General features: G+C 56.5%; 18 protein-coding genes. 9 read left to right on the top strand and 9 right to left on the bottom strand.

The features are described 5' to 3' along the window. Window positions 1–21: 21 nt before the first annotated feature. The gene (locus M8318_RS16475) at window positions 22–678 is read right to left on the bottom strand and encodes a carbon-nitrogen hydrolase family protein (RefSeq protein WP_262663558.1); all 657 of its coding nucleotides are present in this window, start codon (window positions 676–678) and stop codon (window positions 22–24) included. A 107-nt stretch (window positions 679–785) separates the two neighbouring features. Then, window positions 786–1,016 (bottom strand): DNA polymerase III subunit theta, encoded by a 231-nt coding sequence (locus tag M8318_RS16470; protein WP_032611906.1) that lies wholly within the window; start codon window positions 1,014–1,016, stop codon window positions 786–788. A 136-nt stretch (window positions 1,017–1,152) separates the two neighbouring features. Between M8318_RS16470 and yobA the strand changes: the two genes are divergently transcribed. Genes yobA through M8318_RS16455 form a run of 3 tightly spaced genes read left to right on the top strand, consistent with a single transcriptional unit; the run spans window position 1,153 to window position 2,753 of the window. After that, window positions 1,153–1,527: a CopC domain-containing protein YobA gene (gene yobA, locus M8318_RS16465; RefSeq protein WP_106993311.1), complete on the top strand. Its 375-nt coding sequence runs from the start codon at window positions 1,153–1,155 to the stop codon at window positions 1,525–1,527. Beyond that, window positions 1,528–2,400 carry a copper homeostasis membrane protein CopD gene (copD, locus tag M8318_RS16460; protein ID WP_262663557.1) on the top strand — a complete coding sequence of 291 codons (873 nt, stop codon included), beginning with the start codon at window positions 1,528–1,530 and terminating at the stop codon, window positions 2,398–2,400. It abuts the gene before it with no gap. 14 nt (window positions 2,401–2,414) lie between these two features. Next, on the top strand, window positions 2,415–2,753 hold the full coding sequence (locus tag M8318_RS16455) for a YebY family protein (RefSeq protein WP_225758544.1): 339 nt from the start codon (window positions 2,415–2,417) through the stop codon (window positions 2,751–2,753). A 399-nt stretch (window positions 2,754–3,152) separates the two neighbouring features. Here M8318_RS16455 and M8318_RS16450 read toward each other — a convergent pair whose 3' ends face one another. Further along, on the bottom strand, window positions 3,153–4,100 hold the full coding sequence (locus M8318_RS16450; protein WP_262663556.1) for a VirK/YbjX family protein: 948 nt from the start codon (window positions 4,098–4,100) through the stop codon (window positions 3,153–3,155). Between the two features lie 177 nt (window positions 4,101–4,277). On the opposite strand from M8318_RS16450, the gene pphA reads away from it, so the two are divergent. Next, the gene (pphA, locus tag M8318_RS16445; protein WP_262663555.1) at window positions 4,278–4,922 is read left to right on the top strand and encodes a protein-serine/threonine phosphatase; all 645 of its coding nucleotides are present in this window, start codon (window positions 4,278–4,280) and stop codon (window positions 4,920–4,922) included. On the opposite strand, the gene M8318_RS16440 is transcribed toward pphA, so the two are convergent. From M8318_RS16440 to yebS, 5 genes are all read right to left on the bottom strand, one after another. After that, on the bottom strand, window positions 4,923–5,114 hold the full coding sequence (locus tag M8318_RS16440) for a YdfD/YebW family protein (RefSeq protein WP_106993306.1): 192 nt from the start codon (window positions 5,112–5,114) through the stop codon (window positions 4,923–4,925). A 104-nt stretch (window positions 5,115–5,218) separates the two neighbouring features. Further along, window positions 5,219–5,458 (bottom strand): YebV family protein, encoded by a 240-nt coding sequence (locus M8318_RS16435; RefSeq protein WP_106993305.1) that lies wholly within the window; start codon window positions 5,456–5,458, stop codon window positions 5,219–5,221. 104 nt (window positions 5,459–5,562) lie between these two features. Then, entirely contained in the window at window positions 5,563–7,005 is a 1,443-nt protein-coding gene (gene rsmF, locus M8318_RS16430) for a 16S rRNA (cytosine(1407)-C(5))-methyltransferase RsmF (protein ID WP_262663554.1), read from the bottom strand. A 75-nt stretch (window positions 7,006–7,080) separates the two neighbouring features. Further along, window positions 7,081–9,714, bottom strand: a complete 2,634-nt coding sequence (locus M8318_RS16425) for a PqiB family protein (RefSeq protein ID WP_262663553.1) — start codon at window positions 9,712–9,714, stop codon at window positions 7,081–7,083. Continuing rightward, entirely contained in the window at window positions 9,683–10,966 is a 1,284-nt protein-coding gene (gene yebS / locus M8318_RS16420; protein ID WP_166182775.1) for a membrane integrity lipid transport subunit YebS, read from the bottom strand. Before yebS ends, M8318_RS16425 begins: the two co-directional genes overlap by 32 nt. Window positions 10,967–11,097: 131 nt before the next feature. On the opposite strand from yebS, the gene M8318_RS16415 reads away from it, so the two are divergent. From M8318_RS16415 to htpX, 4 genes are all read left to right on the top strand, one after another. After that, window positions 11,098–11,595 carry a GAF domain-containing protein gene (locus tag M8318_RS16415; protein WP_106993301.1) on the top strand — a complete coding sequence of 166 codons (498 nt, stop codon included), beginning with the start codon at window positions 11,098–11,100 and terminating at the stop codon, window positions 11,593–11,595. 97 nt (window positions 11,596–11,692) lie between these two features. Then, window positions 11,693–12,379, top strand: coding sequence for an RNA chaperone ProQ (proQ, locus tag M8318_RS16410; RefSeq protein ID WP_106993300.1), 687 nt, complete (start codon window positions 11,693–11,695; stop codon window positions 12,377–12,379). 19 nt (window positions 12,380–12,398) lie between these two features. Then, window positions 12,399–14,447 (top strand): carboxy terminal-processing peptidase, encoded by a 2,049-nt coding sequence (gene prc / locus M8318_RS16405; RefSeq protein ID WP_106993299.1) that lies wholly within the window; start codon window positions 12,399–12,401, stop codon window positions 14,445–14,447. Window positions 14,448–14,641: 194 nt separating this feature from the next. Further along, complete coding sequence (gene htpX, locus M8318_RS16400) at window positions 14,642–15,523, top strand: protease HtpX (RefSeq protein WP_106993298.1); 882 nt, start codon at window positions 14,642–14,644, stop codon at window positions 15,521–15,523. Between the two features lie 47 nt (window positions 15,524–15,570). On the opposite strand, the gene M8318_RS16395 is transcribed toward htpX, so the two are convergent. Beyond that, complete coding sequence (locus tag M8318_RS16395) at window positions 15,571–16,944, bottom strand: MFS transporter (protein ID WP_262663549.1); 1,374 nt, start codon at window positions 16,942–16,944, stop codon at window positions 15,571–15,573. A gap of 178 nt (window positions 16,945–17,122) precedes the next feature. Here M8318_RS16395 and kdgR point away from each other — a divergent pair, with 178 nt between their 5' ends. Continuing rightward, entirely contained in the window at window positions 17,123–17,914 is a 792-nt protein-coding gene (kdgR, locus tag M8318_RS16390; RefSeq protein WP_106993296.1) for a DNA-binding transcriptional regulator KdgR, read from the top strand. Window position 17,915: the final 1 nt, after the last annotated feature.

Raw genomic sequence — 17,915 nt, 5'->3', positions numbered from 1 at the left:
TCTCTCCTGGCCGTAAAAGGTTTAGCGTAATGGAATGATCTCGCCTTGCCAACTCTGCTCCACATACCGACCCGTTAATAACACCTCTCCGGAATCGGCGCGAAGGATTAACTGCCCCCGGGCATCCCACAGGGCGCTACCGCCGTCGTGATTCGCCACCAGAACCGCAATCCCATAGCGGTGGGCAAAACGCTGCCACTGCGTAAATGAGGCGGGCCTTTCCGCTTCACTCACCGCCATGCCGCGGGTAAACAGCGTGGCGTTGGGGGTGATATTGGGCGGCTCGGCGTGGGCATCGACAAGGGAGAGGCCGCTGTGTCGGCTCTCCAGACAGGCACCTGCGCCATGCGGGTAGAAAATGGCCTGCGGCTGATCCGGGCTCAGCCACGCCAGCCCACGCTGACGCTTGCCGTTATCTTCCACCGTGATCCCGGCAATCACCGAGACGTTACACGCCTGGGCAGCCTCGTGCAGCGGCGCGATCTGCTGGTGAGCGGGTGGGGCAGGGAGTTGGCTGTCTGGTAAGACCGGGCCGGTTAACGAGAGTTCCGGAAAGAGCAGCAAATTGCACTGCTGGTGTGCGGCGGCGGTGATAAAACGTAGATGGTGTGATACGTGGTCGTTCACGCAATGATGGGTCGGCTGGTACTGAGCAGCCGCAATAGTCCAGTGAGACATCGTGATTTCCTTATGCACGGAGTCGCAGAGATTCATAAAGCCCCTGAATGAATCAGGGCTTTGTATCCTGGCATAATCTGTGTAAGGAACTGTAACCCGGCGTAAGGTTATTTAACTTTCGGCTCCCACGGCAGACGCGAAAGGGTCACAGAGGTCAATCGATGCGCAATCAGGCGCTGGCGAAACCAGTCGCGCAGATGCGCCGGTTGTTCCCGCTCTACCACCTCAGCGATAACCGGCATATTGTAGCGCTCTTTAAATGCCACCCCCGCAGCAGCTAAATCCACATTCACTTTGTCCATCTCCTCCTGGGGGAGGGTGGCGAGATTAATCTTCATAACCGTCTCCTTCATTTGCGGGCCAACGTTACCCAAACGGCGGCGTATTGACAAGCCCGGGCAGGATGATCCTCGACTGGAACATTATACAGAGTTATCCTCTGACAATCAGGCATAACAAAAAGGAATGTATGTGATGGCGATGCGCCTTTCCCGTGCTGTCTGCACGCTGACTCTGTTGCTGACGACGCTAACAACCCCGGTTGTCTTTGCCCATGCCCATTTAAAGCATCAGTACCCCGCGGCCGATGCTGCCGTGGACGCGGCGCCGCAGGCACTGACGCTTAACTTCTCCGAGGGGATCGAACCGCGGTTTAGCGGCGTTTCCGTCAAGGATGATAAACAGCAGCCCGTTGAAACCGGAGCGGTAAAACGCAACGAAAAAGATCCGACCCAGCTAATCGTGCCGATGGCGTCATCCCTGACGGCCGGCACTTACCAGGTGGACTGGCACGTGGTCTCCGTGGATGGTCATAAAACCCAGGGTAGCTACCGTTTTAGCGTGAAGTAAATGCTGGCGTTCTGCTACGTTACGCTGCGCTTTGTCCATTTTTCCGCCCTGATGCTGCTGTTCGGCAACGCCCTGTACAGCGCCTGGCTGGCGCCTCTCTCCCTGCGGCGTTTACTGACGCGGCGCTTTCGTCGTCGGCAAAAAGCGATCGCACTTATCGGTCTGCTCTCAGCCCTGATCATGCTGGCGCTGCAGGGTGGGATGATGGGCAATGGCTGGCAGGATGTTATCAGCCCGAGCATCTGGCAAGCGGTGCTGACCACGCAGTTTGGTCGGGTCTGGCTCTGGCAGATGCTGCTGGCCTTCGTTACCGTGTGGATTGCCTGGCTGGAACCCCGCAAAGCCGCGCCCCTGCTACTGTTGTTTACCGCCGCACAGTTTATCCTGCTGGCGGGAACCGGGCATGCGGCGATGCATGAGGGCATTCTGGGCAGGGTGCAGCGCAGTAATCATGCCCTGCATCTGCTGTGTGCCGCTGTCTGGCTGGGGGGCTTAATGCCGCTGCTGTTTTGCCTGCGTCTGTCGCGCGGGCGCTGGCGGGAGGCCGCTATCCTCACCATGATGCGCTTCTCGCGCTACGGTCATCTTGCCGTCGCCGGGGTCTTACTCACCGGGGCGATCAATACCCTGCTGATCCAGGGCTGGGCGCTGCCGTGGCACTCAGAATGGGGACGACTGCTGTTGTTGAAATGTGCGCTGGTGGCAATGATGGTGGTAATTGCCCTGGTGAATCGGTATGTTCTGGTGCCGCGATTTCGTTCCGGCGACGGACGTGAGCAACGTTATTTTATCAGGATGACGCAGACTGAGGTTGTGCTGGGGGCGCTGGTTCTGGCGGCAGTCAGCCTGTTCGCGACCTGGGAACCCTTCTGACGAGGTGGAACACAATGAAAAAAACCGTACTTTCTCTTTTATTGCTGGCCTGTTCCGGCACGGCGCTGGCAGCACCGCAGGTGATCACCGTTAGCCGCTTTGAAGTGGGTAAAGACAAATGGGCGTTTAACCGGGAAGAGGTGATGCTGACCTGCCGTCCGGGTCATGCCCTGTATGCCATCAACCCGAGTACCCTGGTGCAGTATCCGCTGAATGACGTAGCGCAGCAGCAGGTCGACAGCGGTACAAGCAAAGGCCAGCCGATCGCGATTATCCAGGTTGATGACCCGGCCAACCCAGGACAGAAAAAGAGTCTGGCGCCGTTCATCGAGCGCGCCAATACGCTCTGCTAGCTTTCCGTTTCCAATAAAAAAACCGCAGGCTTCTCTTCGGAAGCATTGCGGTTTTTGTGTTTAAGGACAGGCTAACGCTTTTTTTCAGGCCACTTTTGCTGCGGACTGGAAAACCTGGCGTCGTCATCTATTCTTAAAGTGCAAGGCGACTTAGCCTGCATTAATGCCAACTTTTAGCGCACGGCTCTCTCCCAAGAGCCATTTCCCTGGACCGAATACAGGAATCGTATTCGGTCTCTTTTTATCTGTTGAAAGTAAACGCATTTTCCTGTTGCGGACTTTAACAGTTGGGCAACATCCTCTTTTATTCCTTAAACCATACCACACTACGCCCGGCGGAAGTCCAGCGCTTTTTAGCGCTTGTGTTAAATTTTTGCCTGTTACTGATGAAAGCAGCTATTAGCCGTAAAACCGGGCGTGGATAGCCTGTTCAATCTCATCCAGCAGCTGAAAACGACGGCGATATTCGGCGCGTTTCTTACTGGCGATGCTCTCCAGCGATTTGCGCTCCATACCGGATGGCAGCGCCCAGCGGAAGGCATTGTCCTGCCTGGCACCCAGTGAGGCCCAGAACTCATCGTAGCTGGCGTGCAGATGACGGCCTTTACTCAGCCGGTACCGCAGGGCGCGAAAGACATGGCCCTCATCGCTGACGCCGTATAGGGCGCTGATACCTGACTGCTTCGCCAGATTGAAAACGGCTTCCAGCAGGATACGTTTAGGAAACAGGCCATAACAGGCGCGGGTAGCGTTTTTGATCGTCTCCCGGCCGACATCCCGGCGTGGCCCCTGCAGGCCACCAATCACCAGCGCGCTGCGCCCGTTTTCCGCGATCACGCTGAAGGTCAGGCTCGCCAGCAGGGTATTATCCCCGGCACGTAACCAGAGCGTGGTTTCACCCTCGCGCTCGGCCTTCACCGCGGAGGTGGCATAGATCGTATAGCTGGCCTCCTCTTTGGTGGCGAACTGCAGCAGCGGAAGCGGCGTCGGGCTGGTAAAGAGGTGAGCCAGGCCGCTATCCGGCAGGGCATCAATCCAGGCGTAGTGGTGCAGGATCGCCCCGGCGCGTTCACCGGCCGACAGCCCGCGAGTAAGATACTGGCGCTGGGTTTTCACCGGTAGCGTCGGCTGCGCCTTCAGCAGGGTTGAAAAATCATCCCGGCGGGCGATCGTCTCCAGCATACGGGTGGTCGAAGACCAGAACAGCAGGGTACGCAGGAAGAATTTCAGCCGGTAATCGCGTTTCTGCCACAGCGGCCCGGGTGTAAGATCGCCTTTCGCCAGCGCGAGAATAACGGAAGAACGGTGCGCGTATGGCACCTCAGCAGGCAGGATAGTATTTGACACGATGAAGGCCTCTTTATAATTCTGCGATTATCTTAAAGGTCATCGGATAATGATTTAACCGTTGCTAAGCCTTTATTTCCGCTTCGTTTAATATCGATTGAGGTTATTAAACCGCACGCCTTCTTGCCGCCTCAGTGGTTCATTCCGCAGGGACTATACTGATCCTGAGGAGGCGCTATGTATCTAAAACTTGATGGTCACAACTGGCGACACGTCTGGGTGGTAAGCGATCTTCACGGCTGTTATCAACTGCTTATGGAGGAAATAAAGCAGCGACATCTTAATCCGTATGAGGATTTACTTATTTGTGTCGGCGATCTGATCGATCGCGGGCCGGACAGCGTGAAATGCCTGCAGTTATTAAATGAAAACTGGTTTTATGCGGTGCGCGGCAATCATGAGCAGATGGCGCTGGATGCCCTGCATAATAAGAGCTTTGGGCTGTGGTTAATGAACGGTGGTGTCTGGTTTGCCGAATTAAAGGGCGAACAGCGACAGCAGGCTGTGGATCTGTTCAGGCGCTGCGAAACGCTGCCGTGGATTATCGAAATCACCTGCGCTAACGGCGTGAACGTGATTGCCCATGCCGATTACCCGTCATCGCAGTATGACTGGGATAAACCGGTCGCGAAGCAACCCATTTTGTGGAACCGGGACCGCCTGCGGGACTTAATGAACGGCCATGAGGAGGGAATTGCCGGAGCCGATCACTTCTGGTTTGGCCATACGCCGCTAAGTAAGCGGTTTGATTGCCAGAACCTGCACTATATCGACACCGGAGCGGTGTTTGGCGGGTCGTTGACCCTGGCGCAGCTGCAGTGATTAGAGGTCGGAATACTCCTGCGCTGGACGCCAGAAGCCATCGATAAAATCCTCTACCGGATAGCACCCACCATGGCGGATCCGCTGATCGTCCATCGAAGCCTCACACTGGATTTCGGTACGGTAAACGTCCACGACCAGGTCTTCGCAACCCGCGTCCAGATAACAGATAAACAGCACCAGTGCGTACATCATGCCCCTCAGCATTCACTATCGTATTAATATTGTAGGGGATGATTCAGGGAAGGGGGAAAAAGACAGACAAATAACCCGCCTGCGGGCGGGTTCTCTCTGAATCATGCAAGGCGCATGATCCAGGCATCGGACTGGTGATCGTAATGCTCGCGGTATAGCACGGAGTGTTCGCCATCGAGGAGAGCCGGGACGCTGGTGTCTGCATCCCAGGCGTCGAGCTGCATGCACAGATCGGGATCGGACTTGCAGGGGATGGTTAACGTTCGCTCGCCCTGCGTATCGCCGTTTAACTCGGCATCATCGATTTCGAATGCGCCAATGCGCACATTGGTTTTCGTCATAATGCTCTCCATAAACTTACTGTAGTCTGGTACGACCAGTATGGTCGCCCACTTTTCAGCCTGGTCAATGGAGAGCAAAAGCGCCAGTAAAAAAGTGCCTTTTTTTAGCTCGCGTCGCCGTTACCGGTAAACAGACGACCGTCGCGAACCAATTCGCGTGGGTAACTGTTTTTCAGACGCGAGCCCACTTTTTTCGCCAGCCCGATGGGAAAACCCTGATACGTCACCACTGCATCATCCCCGGCAGGACTCTCCTGCGGCCAGACATCACGGCCGCGATACCACTCTTCGGCTTCTTGCTGGGTTAAGGCAAAGGTGTTGTCCTTGCCAGCCAGGGCGATCACCGCTTCATGCTGCCAGCGGTAACCTTTGTTGTGGGTTTCGGCCAGCCGAATGCCGAGGCGGGAGAAGCGCACTTTACCGATCAGCGGCTCAATCCCGGTCGGGAATAACCACACCTCTTTGTCACGTTGCCACAGGCGCAGATTATCGCCCCACTGCAGACCCGCCAGATTTGCCGCAGCGGTGATCTGCCCGGCTTCACGGGTTTTGAGCGGCGTGAACGGGAAGTTGCCGACCTTAAATTTCGGTACCGGCAGCGGCGCGATAGCGGCGGTTTTACGCAACCGTGCCACGAAGAAGCCTTCGCAGTCGTAGATATGCGGGAAGACGTGCAGGAAGCCTTCCGGGGTAACGCATTCACCGGCGCTGGCGAACAGGTCATTTAGCGGCAGGAACTCTACGGCGTCGGGATACTGTTCCTGTAACCACAAACAGACCGCTTCGTTCTCGTCGCGGTTCAGGGTGCAGGTGGAGTAGACCAGGGTGCCGCCGGGGCGCAGGGCATGGAAAGCGCTGTCGATCAGCTCACGCTGGGTGGCGGCGATCTCCAGATTGCTGGCGACGGACCAGTTCTTCAGTGCGTCGGGATCTTTGCGTACCACCCCTTCGCCGGAGCAGGGAGCGTCCAGCAGGATCGCATCAAAAGCTTCCGGCAGGGCGGCACCGAACACGCGGCCATCAAAATGGGTTAACGCCACGTTGCTGATCCCGCAGCGGCTGATGTTGGCATGCAGCACTTTGACGCGGCTGGCGGAGAACTCATTGGCGAGGATCGCCCCCTGATTATTCATCCGCGCAGCGATTTGGGTCGTTTTGGAGCCAGGGGCTGCCGCCACGTCCATCACCCGGGCGGGTGCGTTGTCGTCGGCGAACAGCGCGGCAACCGGCAGCATGGAGCTGGCTTCCTGAATATAAAACAGCCCGCTCAGGTGCTCGGCCGTGCTGCCCAGCGGCAGGGCTTCTTCGTCGTCACGGTCGATCCAGAATCCCTCTTCGCACCACGGAACCGGGGTGAGTTGCCAGCCGTACGGGGCAACAAGCGTGAGGAAATCCGCCACGCTGATTTTCAGGGTGTTGACGCGCAGGCTGCGGCGCAGCGGCCGCTGGCAGGCAGCGATAAACGCATCGAGAGCGAGAGGGTCAGGCAGAGCCTGGCGCATTTGCGCCAGAAATTCATCTGGCAGATAGACGGGACGTTGAGACACGAGCGCACCACAGGGAGTAAAAGAGGCGCGCAGTGTACCATAAAGGCTCCGGTGGGTTGCACCGGAGCGCAGGCATTAACGTGGCAGGGCGGTTCCCCAGTTGCGCCACTCTTTCGGCTCGCTCTCCTGCAGCAGGAAGTGCTTGCCGGGTTGAGATTTCGGCGCCAGCGGCGTACCCGGCGGCGTCGCGAAGGCGATCCCCCCACGGATAAACTGATTAAAGGTCCCGGTTTTCACCACGCCGCCGGTCAGGCCGAAATCGAGCGAGTAGCCGGAGGCCAGCCAGAAGACCGAGTTGTTACGCACCAGATGCTGATAACGATCGCTGATGCGCAGGGCTACCATCACCCGGTCGGAGAGGGTCCCCAGCGTCAGGCCGGTAACCGTACCCACTTCCATTCCGCGGAACAGCACCGGCGTACCGATATCGAGCGATGCCGCATCCGGGACTTCCACCACGATGCTCAGGCCATCGAGATAGCGTGAATCGGTGATGGTCGCTTCCTGCAGCTCAAAGTCACGGCGCGACTTGCCCTGTCCCGGCTCGACGTTGATATAGGGCTGGAGGATGGTATCCAGATGCTCAACACCCGCGGCAGAAATCTGCGGGGTGACCACTGAGAAACGCGTCCCGGCGCGGGCAAAGTTATCGACATATTCCGGGTATAGCACCGCCGTGGCCTGCACTTCGTTGCGGGCGGTAATCAGCTTCAGGCTCTGGACCTGACCGATATCAATCCCCAGGTAGCGCACCGGCATCCCTTCTGCGAGCTTGCCCGCGTCAAAGGCGTGCAGGGTGATCTGGCTGCCCACCGCGCGCGCAGCGGTTTCAGACGGATAGAGGATCCGCTTGTCACCCTTGCGCTGGCTGGCGCTGGCGCCGCTCAGGTTATCAAAGCTGATGGCACCGCGCAGGGCGCGGGAGAGCGGGGAGGCCTGCACCGTCAGCCCGCTGCCGTTGAGCTGCACTTTGGCCCCGCCTTCGGCCCAGAACACGCTGTTGCTGGTGAGCAGCTTGCGGTATTCCGGTTTGATATGCAGTTCGATATCAAAGGCATTGGCGCGCGGGCGGACCAGGATCACTTCACCCACTTCGAATTTGCGATACAGCACTACCGAGCCCGCCTGTACGTCCGGCAGGGTATCGGCCACCAGCGTGAGGGTGGTGGTCGGCAGATCGCTCAGGCTGTTTTCCAGGGCTTTGTCCAGGTTGGCATACAGCGGATAGCTGTCGCGCATGGCGCCTTTCTCACCGGGCAGGATACGGATCCCGCCGCTGATCCACTCGCTGGCGCTGGCCGCCAGGAACTCAACGCCGTCGAGCCCGACTTTGACATCCACCCGACTGTTGACCACGAATTTACTGTCGCCATGCACCAGTTCGCGATACTCCGGGTCAATTGCCACCTCGAAGGTGACCCCTTTGCTGGTTAACGATCGCTCAAGCACCTGTCCAATCTGCACGCCGTGCAGGATCAGCGGCTGACCGGCGTCGATACCGTAGCTTTCCGGGGCGCTGAGGGTCACGGTCAGTACGCCGGGTTTTTGTAACAGCGCCTTATCGGCTGGGGCGATGACAAACTGGTTAACCGGTTCGCCGCCGCCGGGGATCAGCTCAAAGGTACTGCCGGTGAGCAGGCTGCTGACGCTCGGGTTGCTGAGGGACAGTTTAGGACTACGCATTTCGATGCGCGTTTTTTCCCGCAGCAGATCCACCACGCTCGGGTCAACGGTCATTTCACCGGTCACCAGACCACCCGGGTTGAGCGTCATTTTGGTGAGCTGCCCCACCTGGAGCCCCTGGTACATCAGCGGAGTGGAGTCAGCTTTCAGACCATCCGCAGAGGGCAGGGTCAGCTTGACGATCACGCCGCGCTGGCTGTGGGCCAGATCTTTGTATAAGCCGAAATCATCTTCCTGGGTGGCAGGCTCGGATCCCTCCGGGGAATCGAAGGCGATGGCGCCATTCACCAGCGCCGCGAGGCTTTCCAGCTTCACTTTGGCCCCGCTCAGGCTGAGGTCGGCATCAACGCCGGAGACATTCCAGAAGCGGCTGCCTTTTTTCACCAGCGAGGTGAAGCGGCGTTCAATCAGCACGTCGATGGTCACCCCCTGTTTATTGGGGGTGATGGCGTAGTCATAGACGCGACCGACGGGGATCTTGCGGAAATAGACCAGCGACCCGCTGTTCAGGGAACCCAGATCCGGCGCGTGCAGATGAATCATCAGATCGCCGTTGTTGAGCCGGTATTTCGGCTGCGTATCCAGGGCGGTAAAGTGATCCTGCGGCTCACCTTTGCCCGGCATCATGCCGATATAGTTACCGCCGACCAGCGCATCCAGCCCGGAGACCCCTGCCAGCGAAGCTTTCGGCGTCACCAGCCAGAACTGCGTCTCTTCCCTCAGGGCATCCTTCATATCGGACTTGATGCTGGCACGAACCTCAATTTTATTCAGGTTCTTGTCCAGGGAGATATCCTGAACGGTGCCCACCTCAACCCCCTGGAAACGCACGGGCGTACGGCCCGCAACGATGCCATCGGCGCTCTGGAAATCAATGGTAATGGTATTGCCGCGATCTTCATAACTGGTCCAGATTAACCAGCCGGCGATCATCAGAGCGATAACCGGCAGTAACCAGAAAGGCGAAATACGACGTTTTGTTTTAACTCGCGCTTCAGTCGGCGAAGCTGGCGTTTCCTGACTCATGTGCATCCCAAAGTAAGCGGCTATCCAGCCATTCCACTGCAAGAATAGTCAATATCACCGCAGTGCCAAAATAGAGCGCTGCGGGTCCCATAGTAAAAGCAAGGAGCTGATCGCGATTGATCAGCGACATCATCAACGAAATAACAAACAGATCCAGCATTGACCAGCGGCCAATCCAGGTAACGAAACGCAACAGCAGTATGCGGGTTCTCAGCCCCTGTTCACATTTGAAATGAATACTGATCAGCAAAGTAAGCATCACGATGACTTTGGTAAAGGGCACCAGAATACTGGCGATGAACACCACGGCCGCGACGGCGATGTTGCTCTGCGCCAGCGAGACGATGCCCGACATAATGGTATCTTCCTGGCGCGCCCCGTTGACGTAAATCACCGAGATGGGCAGCAGGTTGGCCGGCAACAGCAATACCAGCGAGGCGATCAGCGCCGCCCAGCATTTTTGCAGGCTGTTGTGGCGGCGCAGGCGCAGCGGAATATGGCAGCGCGGGCAGCGGCCGCGCCCGTCAGGCAGCCCGGTATAATGACAGCCCAGACAGACCCGTAAATCGGTATTGTAGCGGGTGGCGGGGCGCTGGGGATAAAACCGCTCCCAGAGCTGCTCCACGTTCAGGTGAATCATGGTCAGAATGCTCAGGATCACCAGCGCGATAAAGGCAAACAGGCCGCTTCCCGGCTGCAACCAGGCATAATCCTGCACTTTGATCGAGGCGACGACGATCCCCACCAGGTAGATATCGAGCATCACCCACTCCTTGAGCCTCTCGAGCATCAGCAGTACCGGGCGCAGGTTCATCCCCAGAATATTGCCCAACCACAGGTAGGCAATAGCGGCCACCAGCACCACCGGCGCGCCAACGGTACAAAACAGCACCATCGAGGCGGTCAGCGGATCGCCCTGTTGGGTCATTTGCCAGATTCCCTGCAGCAGGTTGGCGTCGATGCGCACCCCTAACAGGTGCAAACTGAGCAGCGGTTCGCTCCAGGCGAAGGGCATTAGCAGCATCATGGTGACGGCCATCGCGGCCAGCCGCGTCAGGGACCAGTCACGACCATCGCGGATTTTTGCGTCGCAGCGCGGGCAGAAAGCACTTTGGTGTGATTTCATCTTTGGCAACGTAAAAAGCGTATCGCATTGGGGACAACGCTGATAATGTGCACGAGGCAGCGCATCGCCGACCGCATGCACAGTTATCTTCTTCGCCGGTGTTATTTTCGGTGTTTTAAGAGCCATCGGTCGCGCTAAAAAAGGATAGTTAATAGTTATCTTAACTCATGAATGGATTCATCTTGAGCATGAGCGTAAATAAAGCTTATTTTAATAGGCTATGCTGTAATTTTGTAAGACAACCAAGTGATTGAATAATGAGCAAAACAGAATTCTACGCGGATTTGAACCGTGACTTTCAGGCATTGATGGCCGGTGAAACCAGTTTTTTAGCCACCCTGGCGAATACCAGCGCGTTACTTTTCGAACGTCTGTCTGATGTGAACTGGGCCGGTTTTTATCTGCTGGAAGGCGAGACGCTGGTACTGGGACCTTTCCAGGGCAAACTGGCCTGCGTACGCATTCCGGTTGGGCGCGGCGTGTGTGGCACCGCGGTCGCGCAGGACCAAGTGCAGCGTGTTGATGACGTCCACGCGTTCGACGGGCATATAGCCTGCGACAGCGCCAGCAATGCTGAAATCGTACTTCCTCTGAAAGTGAATAATCAGATTATTGGTGTACTGGATATCGACAGCACGGTCTTTAATCGCTTTACCCGCGAGGATGAGCAGGGGCTGCGCGAGCTGGTGGCGAACCTTGAAAACGTTCTCGCCGCCACCGATTATCATAAATTCTTTGCGAGCGTCGCAGGATAATCAACGGATAACGTAGCATTTAGCGATGGCGTCATTATAATGACGCCTGTTCATGCCTGCGGCTTGTCGGCAACGTCCGTTGTAATCAGGAAATTTCATGGAAAATCAACCTAAGTTGAATAGCAGTAAAGAAGTTATCGCGTTTTTGGCCGAACGTTTTCCACAATGTTTTAGTGCCGAAGGCGAAGCTCGTCCCCTGAAAATTGGTATTTTTCAGGATCTGGTAGAGCGTGTTGAAGGTGAGATGAACCTCAGCAAAACCCAACTCCGCTCCGCCTTACGTCTTTATACTTCGAGCTGGCGTTACCTGTACGGTATCAAAGCAGGCGCGACACGTGTCGATCTCGACGGCAACCCTTGCGGTGTGCTGGATGAGCAGCACGTAGAGCACGCCCGTAAGCAGCTCGAAGAAGCCAAAGCGCGCGTTCAGGCCCAGCGTGCTGAACAGCAGGCGAAAAAACGCGAAGCTGCCGCGGCCAATGGCGAAGAAGAAGCGCCTCGCCGCGATCGCAAGCCACGTCCTGCACCGCGTCGCAAAGAGAACACCGAGCGTAAGCCACGTGCTGAGCAACCGGCGGCAAAAGCCCCGCGTGCGCCTCGTGAAGAGCCACGCCACACCCCAGTTTCTGACATTAACGCCCTGAGCGTGGGTCAGTCTCTGAAGGTGAAAGCGGGTAACAATGCTATGGATGCCACCGTACTGGAAATCACCAAAGATGGCGTTCGTGTACAGCTGACTTCTGGTCTGTCAATGATTGTACGCGCAGAACACTTGTTGTTCTAAAACGGAGGCCAGGCCCGGCATGAACACATTTTTTAAGCTCACCGCGCTGGCTGGCCTGTTTGCAATAACAGGCCACGCCTTCGCTGTGGACGAGATTACGCGTGTCGATCAAATTCCGGTATTAAAGGAAGAGACCCAGCACGCAACGGTCAGTGAGCGCGTCACATCGCGCTTCACCCGTTCGCACTATCGTCAGTTCGACCTCGACCAGGCTTTTTCGACAAAAATTTTCGACCGCTATCTGAACCTGCTGGACTACAGTCATAACGTCCTGCTGGCCAGCGATGTCGAACAGTTTGCCAAAAAGCAGTCTGAGGTGGGCGACGAGTTACGCAGCGGCAAGCTGGACCTGTTCTACGACCTGTATAACCTGTCGCAGAAACGCCGCTTCGAGCGCTATCAGTACGCGCTTAAGGTGCTTGAACGTCCGATGGACTTCACGGGTAACGACACCTTTAATCTTGATCGCAGTAAGTCGCCGTGGCCGAAAGATGAAGCCGAGCTGAATGCGCTGTGGGACAGCAAAGTCAAATACGACGAGCTGAGCCTCAAACTCACCGGTAAAGATGAGAAAGAGATCCGCGAAACGCTGACCCGCCGCTATAAATTTGCCATTCGTCGCCTGGCGCAGACCAACAGTGAAGATGTGTTCTCGCTGGCGATGACCGCCTTCGCGCACGAAATCGATCCGCACACCAACTATCTCTCTCCACGCAATACCGAGCAGTTCAACACCGAAATGAGCCTCTCCCTTGAAGGGATCGGCGCGGTGCTGCAGATGGATGACGATTACACCGTGATTAACTCCATGGTTGCCGGGGGCCCGGCCGCCAAGAGCAAGGCGATAAGCGTCGGCGATCGCATTGTTGGCGTTGGTCAGGTAGGCCAGACGATGGTCGATGTCATCGGCTGGCGTCTGGATGATGTGGTTGCCCTGATCAAAGGGCCGAAAGGCAGTAAAGTCCGTCTGGAAATTCTGCCTGCCGGTAAAGGCACCAAGACCCGAATCGTTACCCTGACCCGCGAGCGTATCCGTCTGGAAGATCGCGCGGTGAAAATGACGGTGAAAACCGTGGGTAAAGACAAGGTCGGCGTGCTGGATATCCCTGGTTTCTACGTTGGCCTGACGGATGACGTCAAGGTTCAGCTGCAGAAGCTGGAAAAACAAAACGTTAAGAGCGTGATTATCGATCTGCGTACCAACGGCGGCGGCGCCCTGACCGAAGCGGTTTCGCTTTCGGGTCTGTTTATCCCGTCCGGTCCGGTGGTGCAGGTACGCGACAACAACGGTAAAGTGCGTGAAGATGCCGATACCGATGGTGTTGTTTACTATAAAGGTCCACTGGTGGTGCTGGTCGATCGCTTCAGCGCCTCGGCATCCGAAATCTTTGCCGCCGCGATGCAGGATTACAATCGTGCTCTGGTGGTTGGCGAACCGACCTTTGGTAAAGGTACGGTGCAGCAGTATCGTTCCCTGAACCGCATTTACGATCAGATGCTGCGCCCGGAATGGCCGGCGCTGGGCTCGGTGCAGTACACCATTCAGAAGTTCTATCGCGTGAATGGCGGCAGTACCCAGCGTAAAGGCGTCACCCCGGATATCATCATGCCGACCGGGACCGAAGAGACGGAAACGGGTGAGAAGTTCGAAGATAACGCGTTGCCGTGGGATAGCGTCAACGCTGCCACCTACGTGAAGTCGGGCGATATTACCCAGTTTGGTCCGGCGCTGTTGAAACAGCACGACGAACGCATCGCCAAAGATCCTGAGTTCCAGTACATCATGAAGGATATTGCCCGTTTCAATGCCCTGAAAGCGAAACGCAATATCGTCTCTCTGAACTACGCTCAGCGTCTTAAGGAGAACGAAGAGGATGATGCAACACGTCTGGCGCGGATTAACGACCGCTTCAAACGTGAAGGTAAACCACTTCTGAAAAAACTGGATGACCTGCCGAAGGATTACCAGGAGCCCGATCCGTATCTTGATGAGACGGTGAAGATCGCCATTGACCTGGCGCAACTGGAAAAAGACCATCCTGCCGGAAACCCCGCCCCGGCGAAATAATCCCCCAGACAGGCACAAGAAATTGTGCCTGTTTTTTTGTTAACAGCATTCTGCCGTCAGCCAGTCATTTCATTATGTAAAGTTGTGTCTTTCTGGTGACTTACGCCCGTCCAACGCTTGAAAATACGCTGAATACCCATACGATGTGGGTAATCGCATAGTGCGTTTTGTTAAATCGAGGTTAAAAGAATATTATGATGCGAATCGGGCTCTTCCTGCTCACCAACCTTGCGGTGATGGTGGTGTTCGGGCTGGTACTTAGCCTGACAGGAATTCAGTCGAGCAGCATTCAGGGCTTGCTGATCATGGCGCTGCTGTTTGGTTTTGGTGGCTCATTTGTCTCGCTGCTGATGTCCAAGTGGATGGCGCTCAAGTCCGTGGGTGGCGAGGTTATTGAACAACCGCGTAACGATATGGAACACTGGCTGATGACCACCGTGGCGAATCAGTCTCGCCAGGCGGGCATTAAGATGCCACAGGTGGCGATTTATCACGCTCCGGATATCAACGCTTTTGCTACCGGCGCGCGTCGCGACGCCTCTCTGGTTGCGGTCAGTACCGGCCTGTTGCAAAACATGAGCCGCGACGAAGCCGAGGCGGTTATTGCCCATGAGATCAGCCACATTGCTAACGGCGATATGGTGACCATGACCCTGGTGCAGGGCGTGGTGAACACCTTCGTTATCTTTATCTCACGTATTATCGCGCAGATTGCCGCAGGCTTTATGGGCGGGGATCGTGAGGAAGGCGAAGCAAGTAACGGCAACCCGCTGATCTACTTTGCGGTCTCAATGGTGCTGGAACTGGTGTTTGGTATCCTGGCGAGCATTATCACCATGTGGTTCTCCCGTCACCGTGAGTTCCATGCGGATGCGGGCTCTGCCAAACTGGTGGGCCGCGAGAAGATGATTGCCGCGCTGCAGCGTCTGAAAACCAGCTATGAGCCGCAGGAGGCTTCCAGCATGATGGCGTTCTGCATCAACGGTAAATCGAAATCGCTGAGCGAACTGTTCATGTCTCACCCACCGCTGGACAAGCGTATCGAAGCGCTGCGTAGCGGCGATTACCTGAAGTAACGGCTTCGGCCACGAATAAAAAAGCGCGTCTTCGGACGCGCTTTTTTTTATGGCTGTGAACGAGGCTGCGTTACCCGCAATCCGCTGATGATGGCCGCGACGGTAGCCAGCGTGCCGGCGGTCAGCAGCGCCAGGTGCGTGCCGCTTTGCCCGGCCAGGTTAAACATTAAGGCTACCAGCGCTGCACCGGTAGTTTGTCCCAGCAGGCGCGCCGTGCCCAGCATTCCGCTGGCCCCGCCGCTGCGATGACGGGGGGCGGCGGTAATAATGGTGTGGTTGTTCGGCGACTGGAACAGACCAAATCCCGCCCCGCACAGCATCATTCGCCAGATAATATCCAGATCCTGAGGTGACGCGGGCAGCAGGGCGAGGGCAAAAAGCCCGGTTGCCATTATCACCATCCCCAGCGCACCCAGTAATCCCGCATGCACCCGCTCAATCAGATAGCCTGCCAACGGCGCCATCACCATGGTGGCCAGCGGCCAGGGGGTTAACAGCAGACCGGTTTCCACTTCCGAGCGGCCAATCACGCTCTGCAGAAAGAAGGGCAGAGAGACCATGGCCAGCATCTGCGCGCAGAAGGAGCATATTGAGGTGCCGATGGAGAGGGAGAAGAGCGGGATCCGCAGCAGATCCACCGGCAGCAACGGCACCGGCAGGGCCAGCTGACGGCGCACGAAGAAGAAACCAACCACCAGCAGCGCCACGACCTCGCCAGCGATCAACGTCAGGGATTGCCCCTGGGCGAAACCGCTCAGGGCGGTGATGAGCAGGCCGAAGGTAAGGGCGTTCATTACCGCGCTCGGCAGGTCGAATTTAGGCATGCTGCTTTTCGGGCCGTTGGCGGGTAAATAGCGCAGGGCGAACAGCAGGGCCACGATCCCCAGCGGGACGTTGATTAAGAATAGCCACTGCCAGGAGGCCACCGAGAGGATCGCCGCGGCAATGGTCGGGCCCGCTGCCGAGGAGACGGCGACAATAAAGGAGTTGATCCCCATCCCCCGGCCCAGATGGTGCTGCGGATAGATAAGGCGAATCAGCGCGGTATTAACGCTCATCAGCGCTGCACCGCCAAATCCCTGAGCGATGCGCGCCAGGGTCAGGGTGTGCAAGGTGTCCGAAAGGGCGCAGAACAGGGAGGTCAGGGTAAAGACCGCCAGTCCGCACTGATAAACCCGGCGGTAGCCAAACATGTCCCCCAGAAACGAGAATGAAAGCAGGGAGATGACAATCGCTATCTGGTAGGCGTTGACGATCCAGATCGAACTGGCGGGCGAGGCAATCAGGTCGCTGGCGATAGTCGGCAGAGCAACGTTGGCGATGGCGCCATCCAGCACGGCCATTGAAATACCGATGATAATGGTCGCAATTGCACCATAGCGCTGCGGCAACGGCAGACCATCTGTGAGGGTTTTTGTCATGAGAATGAATGAGCAATACAGGTTATTATTAACAGGGTAACGATATTATCACTGTTATTTCGGTTATATGTCGCAGATTTGTAACCAGGTTAGCCAGGATTGATTGCAGCAATGCGGCGGCGAATTTATAATAAAAACCGGTTCTGAATTTTATAAAACACTTGCGTTGAGGTGATTAATGGCAATCGCGGATTTGGATAAACAGCCAGATTCTGTTTCTTCTGTGTTAAAGGTGTTCGGCATCTTGCAGGCGCTTGGCGAAGAGCGCGAAATTGGTATTACTGAGCTGTCCCAGCGTGTGATGATGTCAAAAAGCACCGTTTACCGCTTTTTGCAGACCATGAAATCACTGGGTTATGTTGCACAGGAAGGCGAGTCTGAAAAATACTCCCTGACCCTGAAGCTTTTTGAACTGGGCGCACGCGCGCTGCAGAACGTCGATCTGATCCGTAGCGCTGATATTCAGATGCGCGAACTCTCTCGTCTGACGAAAGAGACGGTGCACCTCGGTGCGCTGGATGAAGACAGCATTGTCTACATTCATAAGATCGACTCCATGTATAACCTGCGCATGTATTCACGCATTGGTCGCCGCAACCCGCTGTACAGTACCGCTATCGGTAAAGTCCTGCTGGCCTGGCGCGACCGTGAAGAAGTGAAGCAGATCCTCGAGAACGTCGAGTATAAACGCAGCACCGAACGCACCATTACCACCACCGACGAGCTGTTAGCGGTGCTGGATAAAGTGCGTGAGCAGGGTTATGGCGAAGATAACCAGGAGCAGGAAGAAGGCTTGCGCTGCATCGGCGTACCGGTATTCGACCGCTTCGGTGTGGTGATCGCTGGCCTGAGTATCTCCTTCCCGACGCTGCGTTTCTCTGAAGAGCATCTGCACGAATATGTGGAAATGCTGCACACGGCGGCGCGGAAGATTTCTGAGCAGATGGGTTACAACGACTATCCGTTCTGAG

Source organism: Leclercia tamurae (assembly GCF_025566055.1).
Classification (GTDB): Bacteria; Pseudomonadota; Gammaproteobacteria; order Enterobacterales; family Enterobacteriaceae; genus Enterobacter; species Enterobacter tamurae.
The sequence above is the reverse complement of the archived record's forward strand: the minus strand, read 5'-3'. Positions and strand labels throughout refer to the sequence as shown.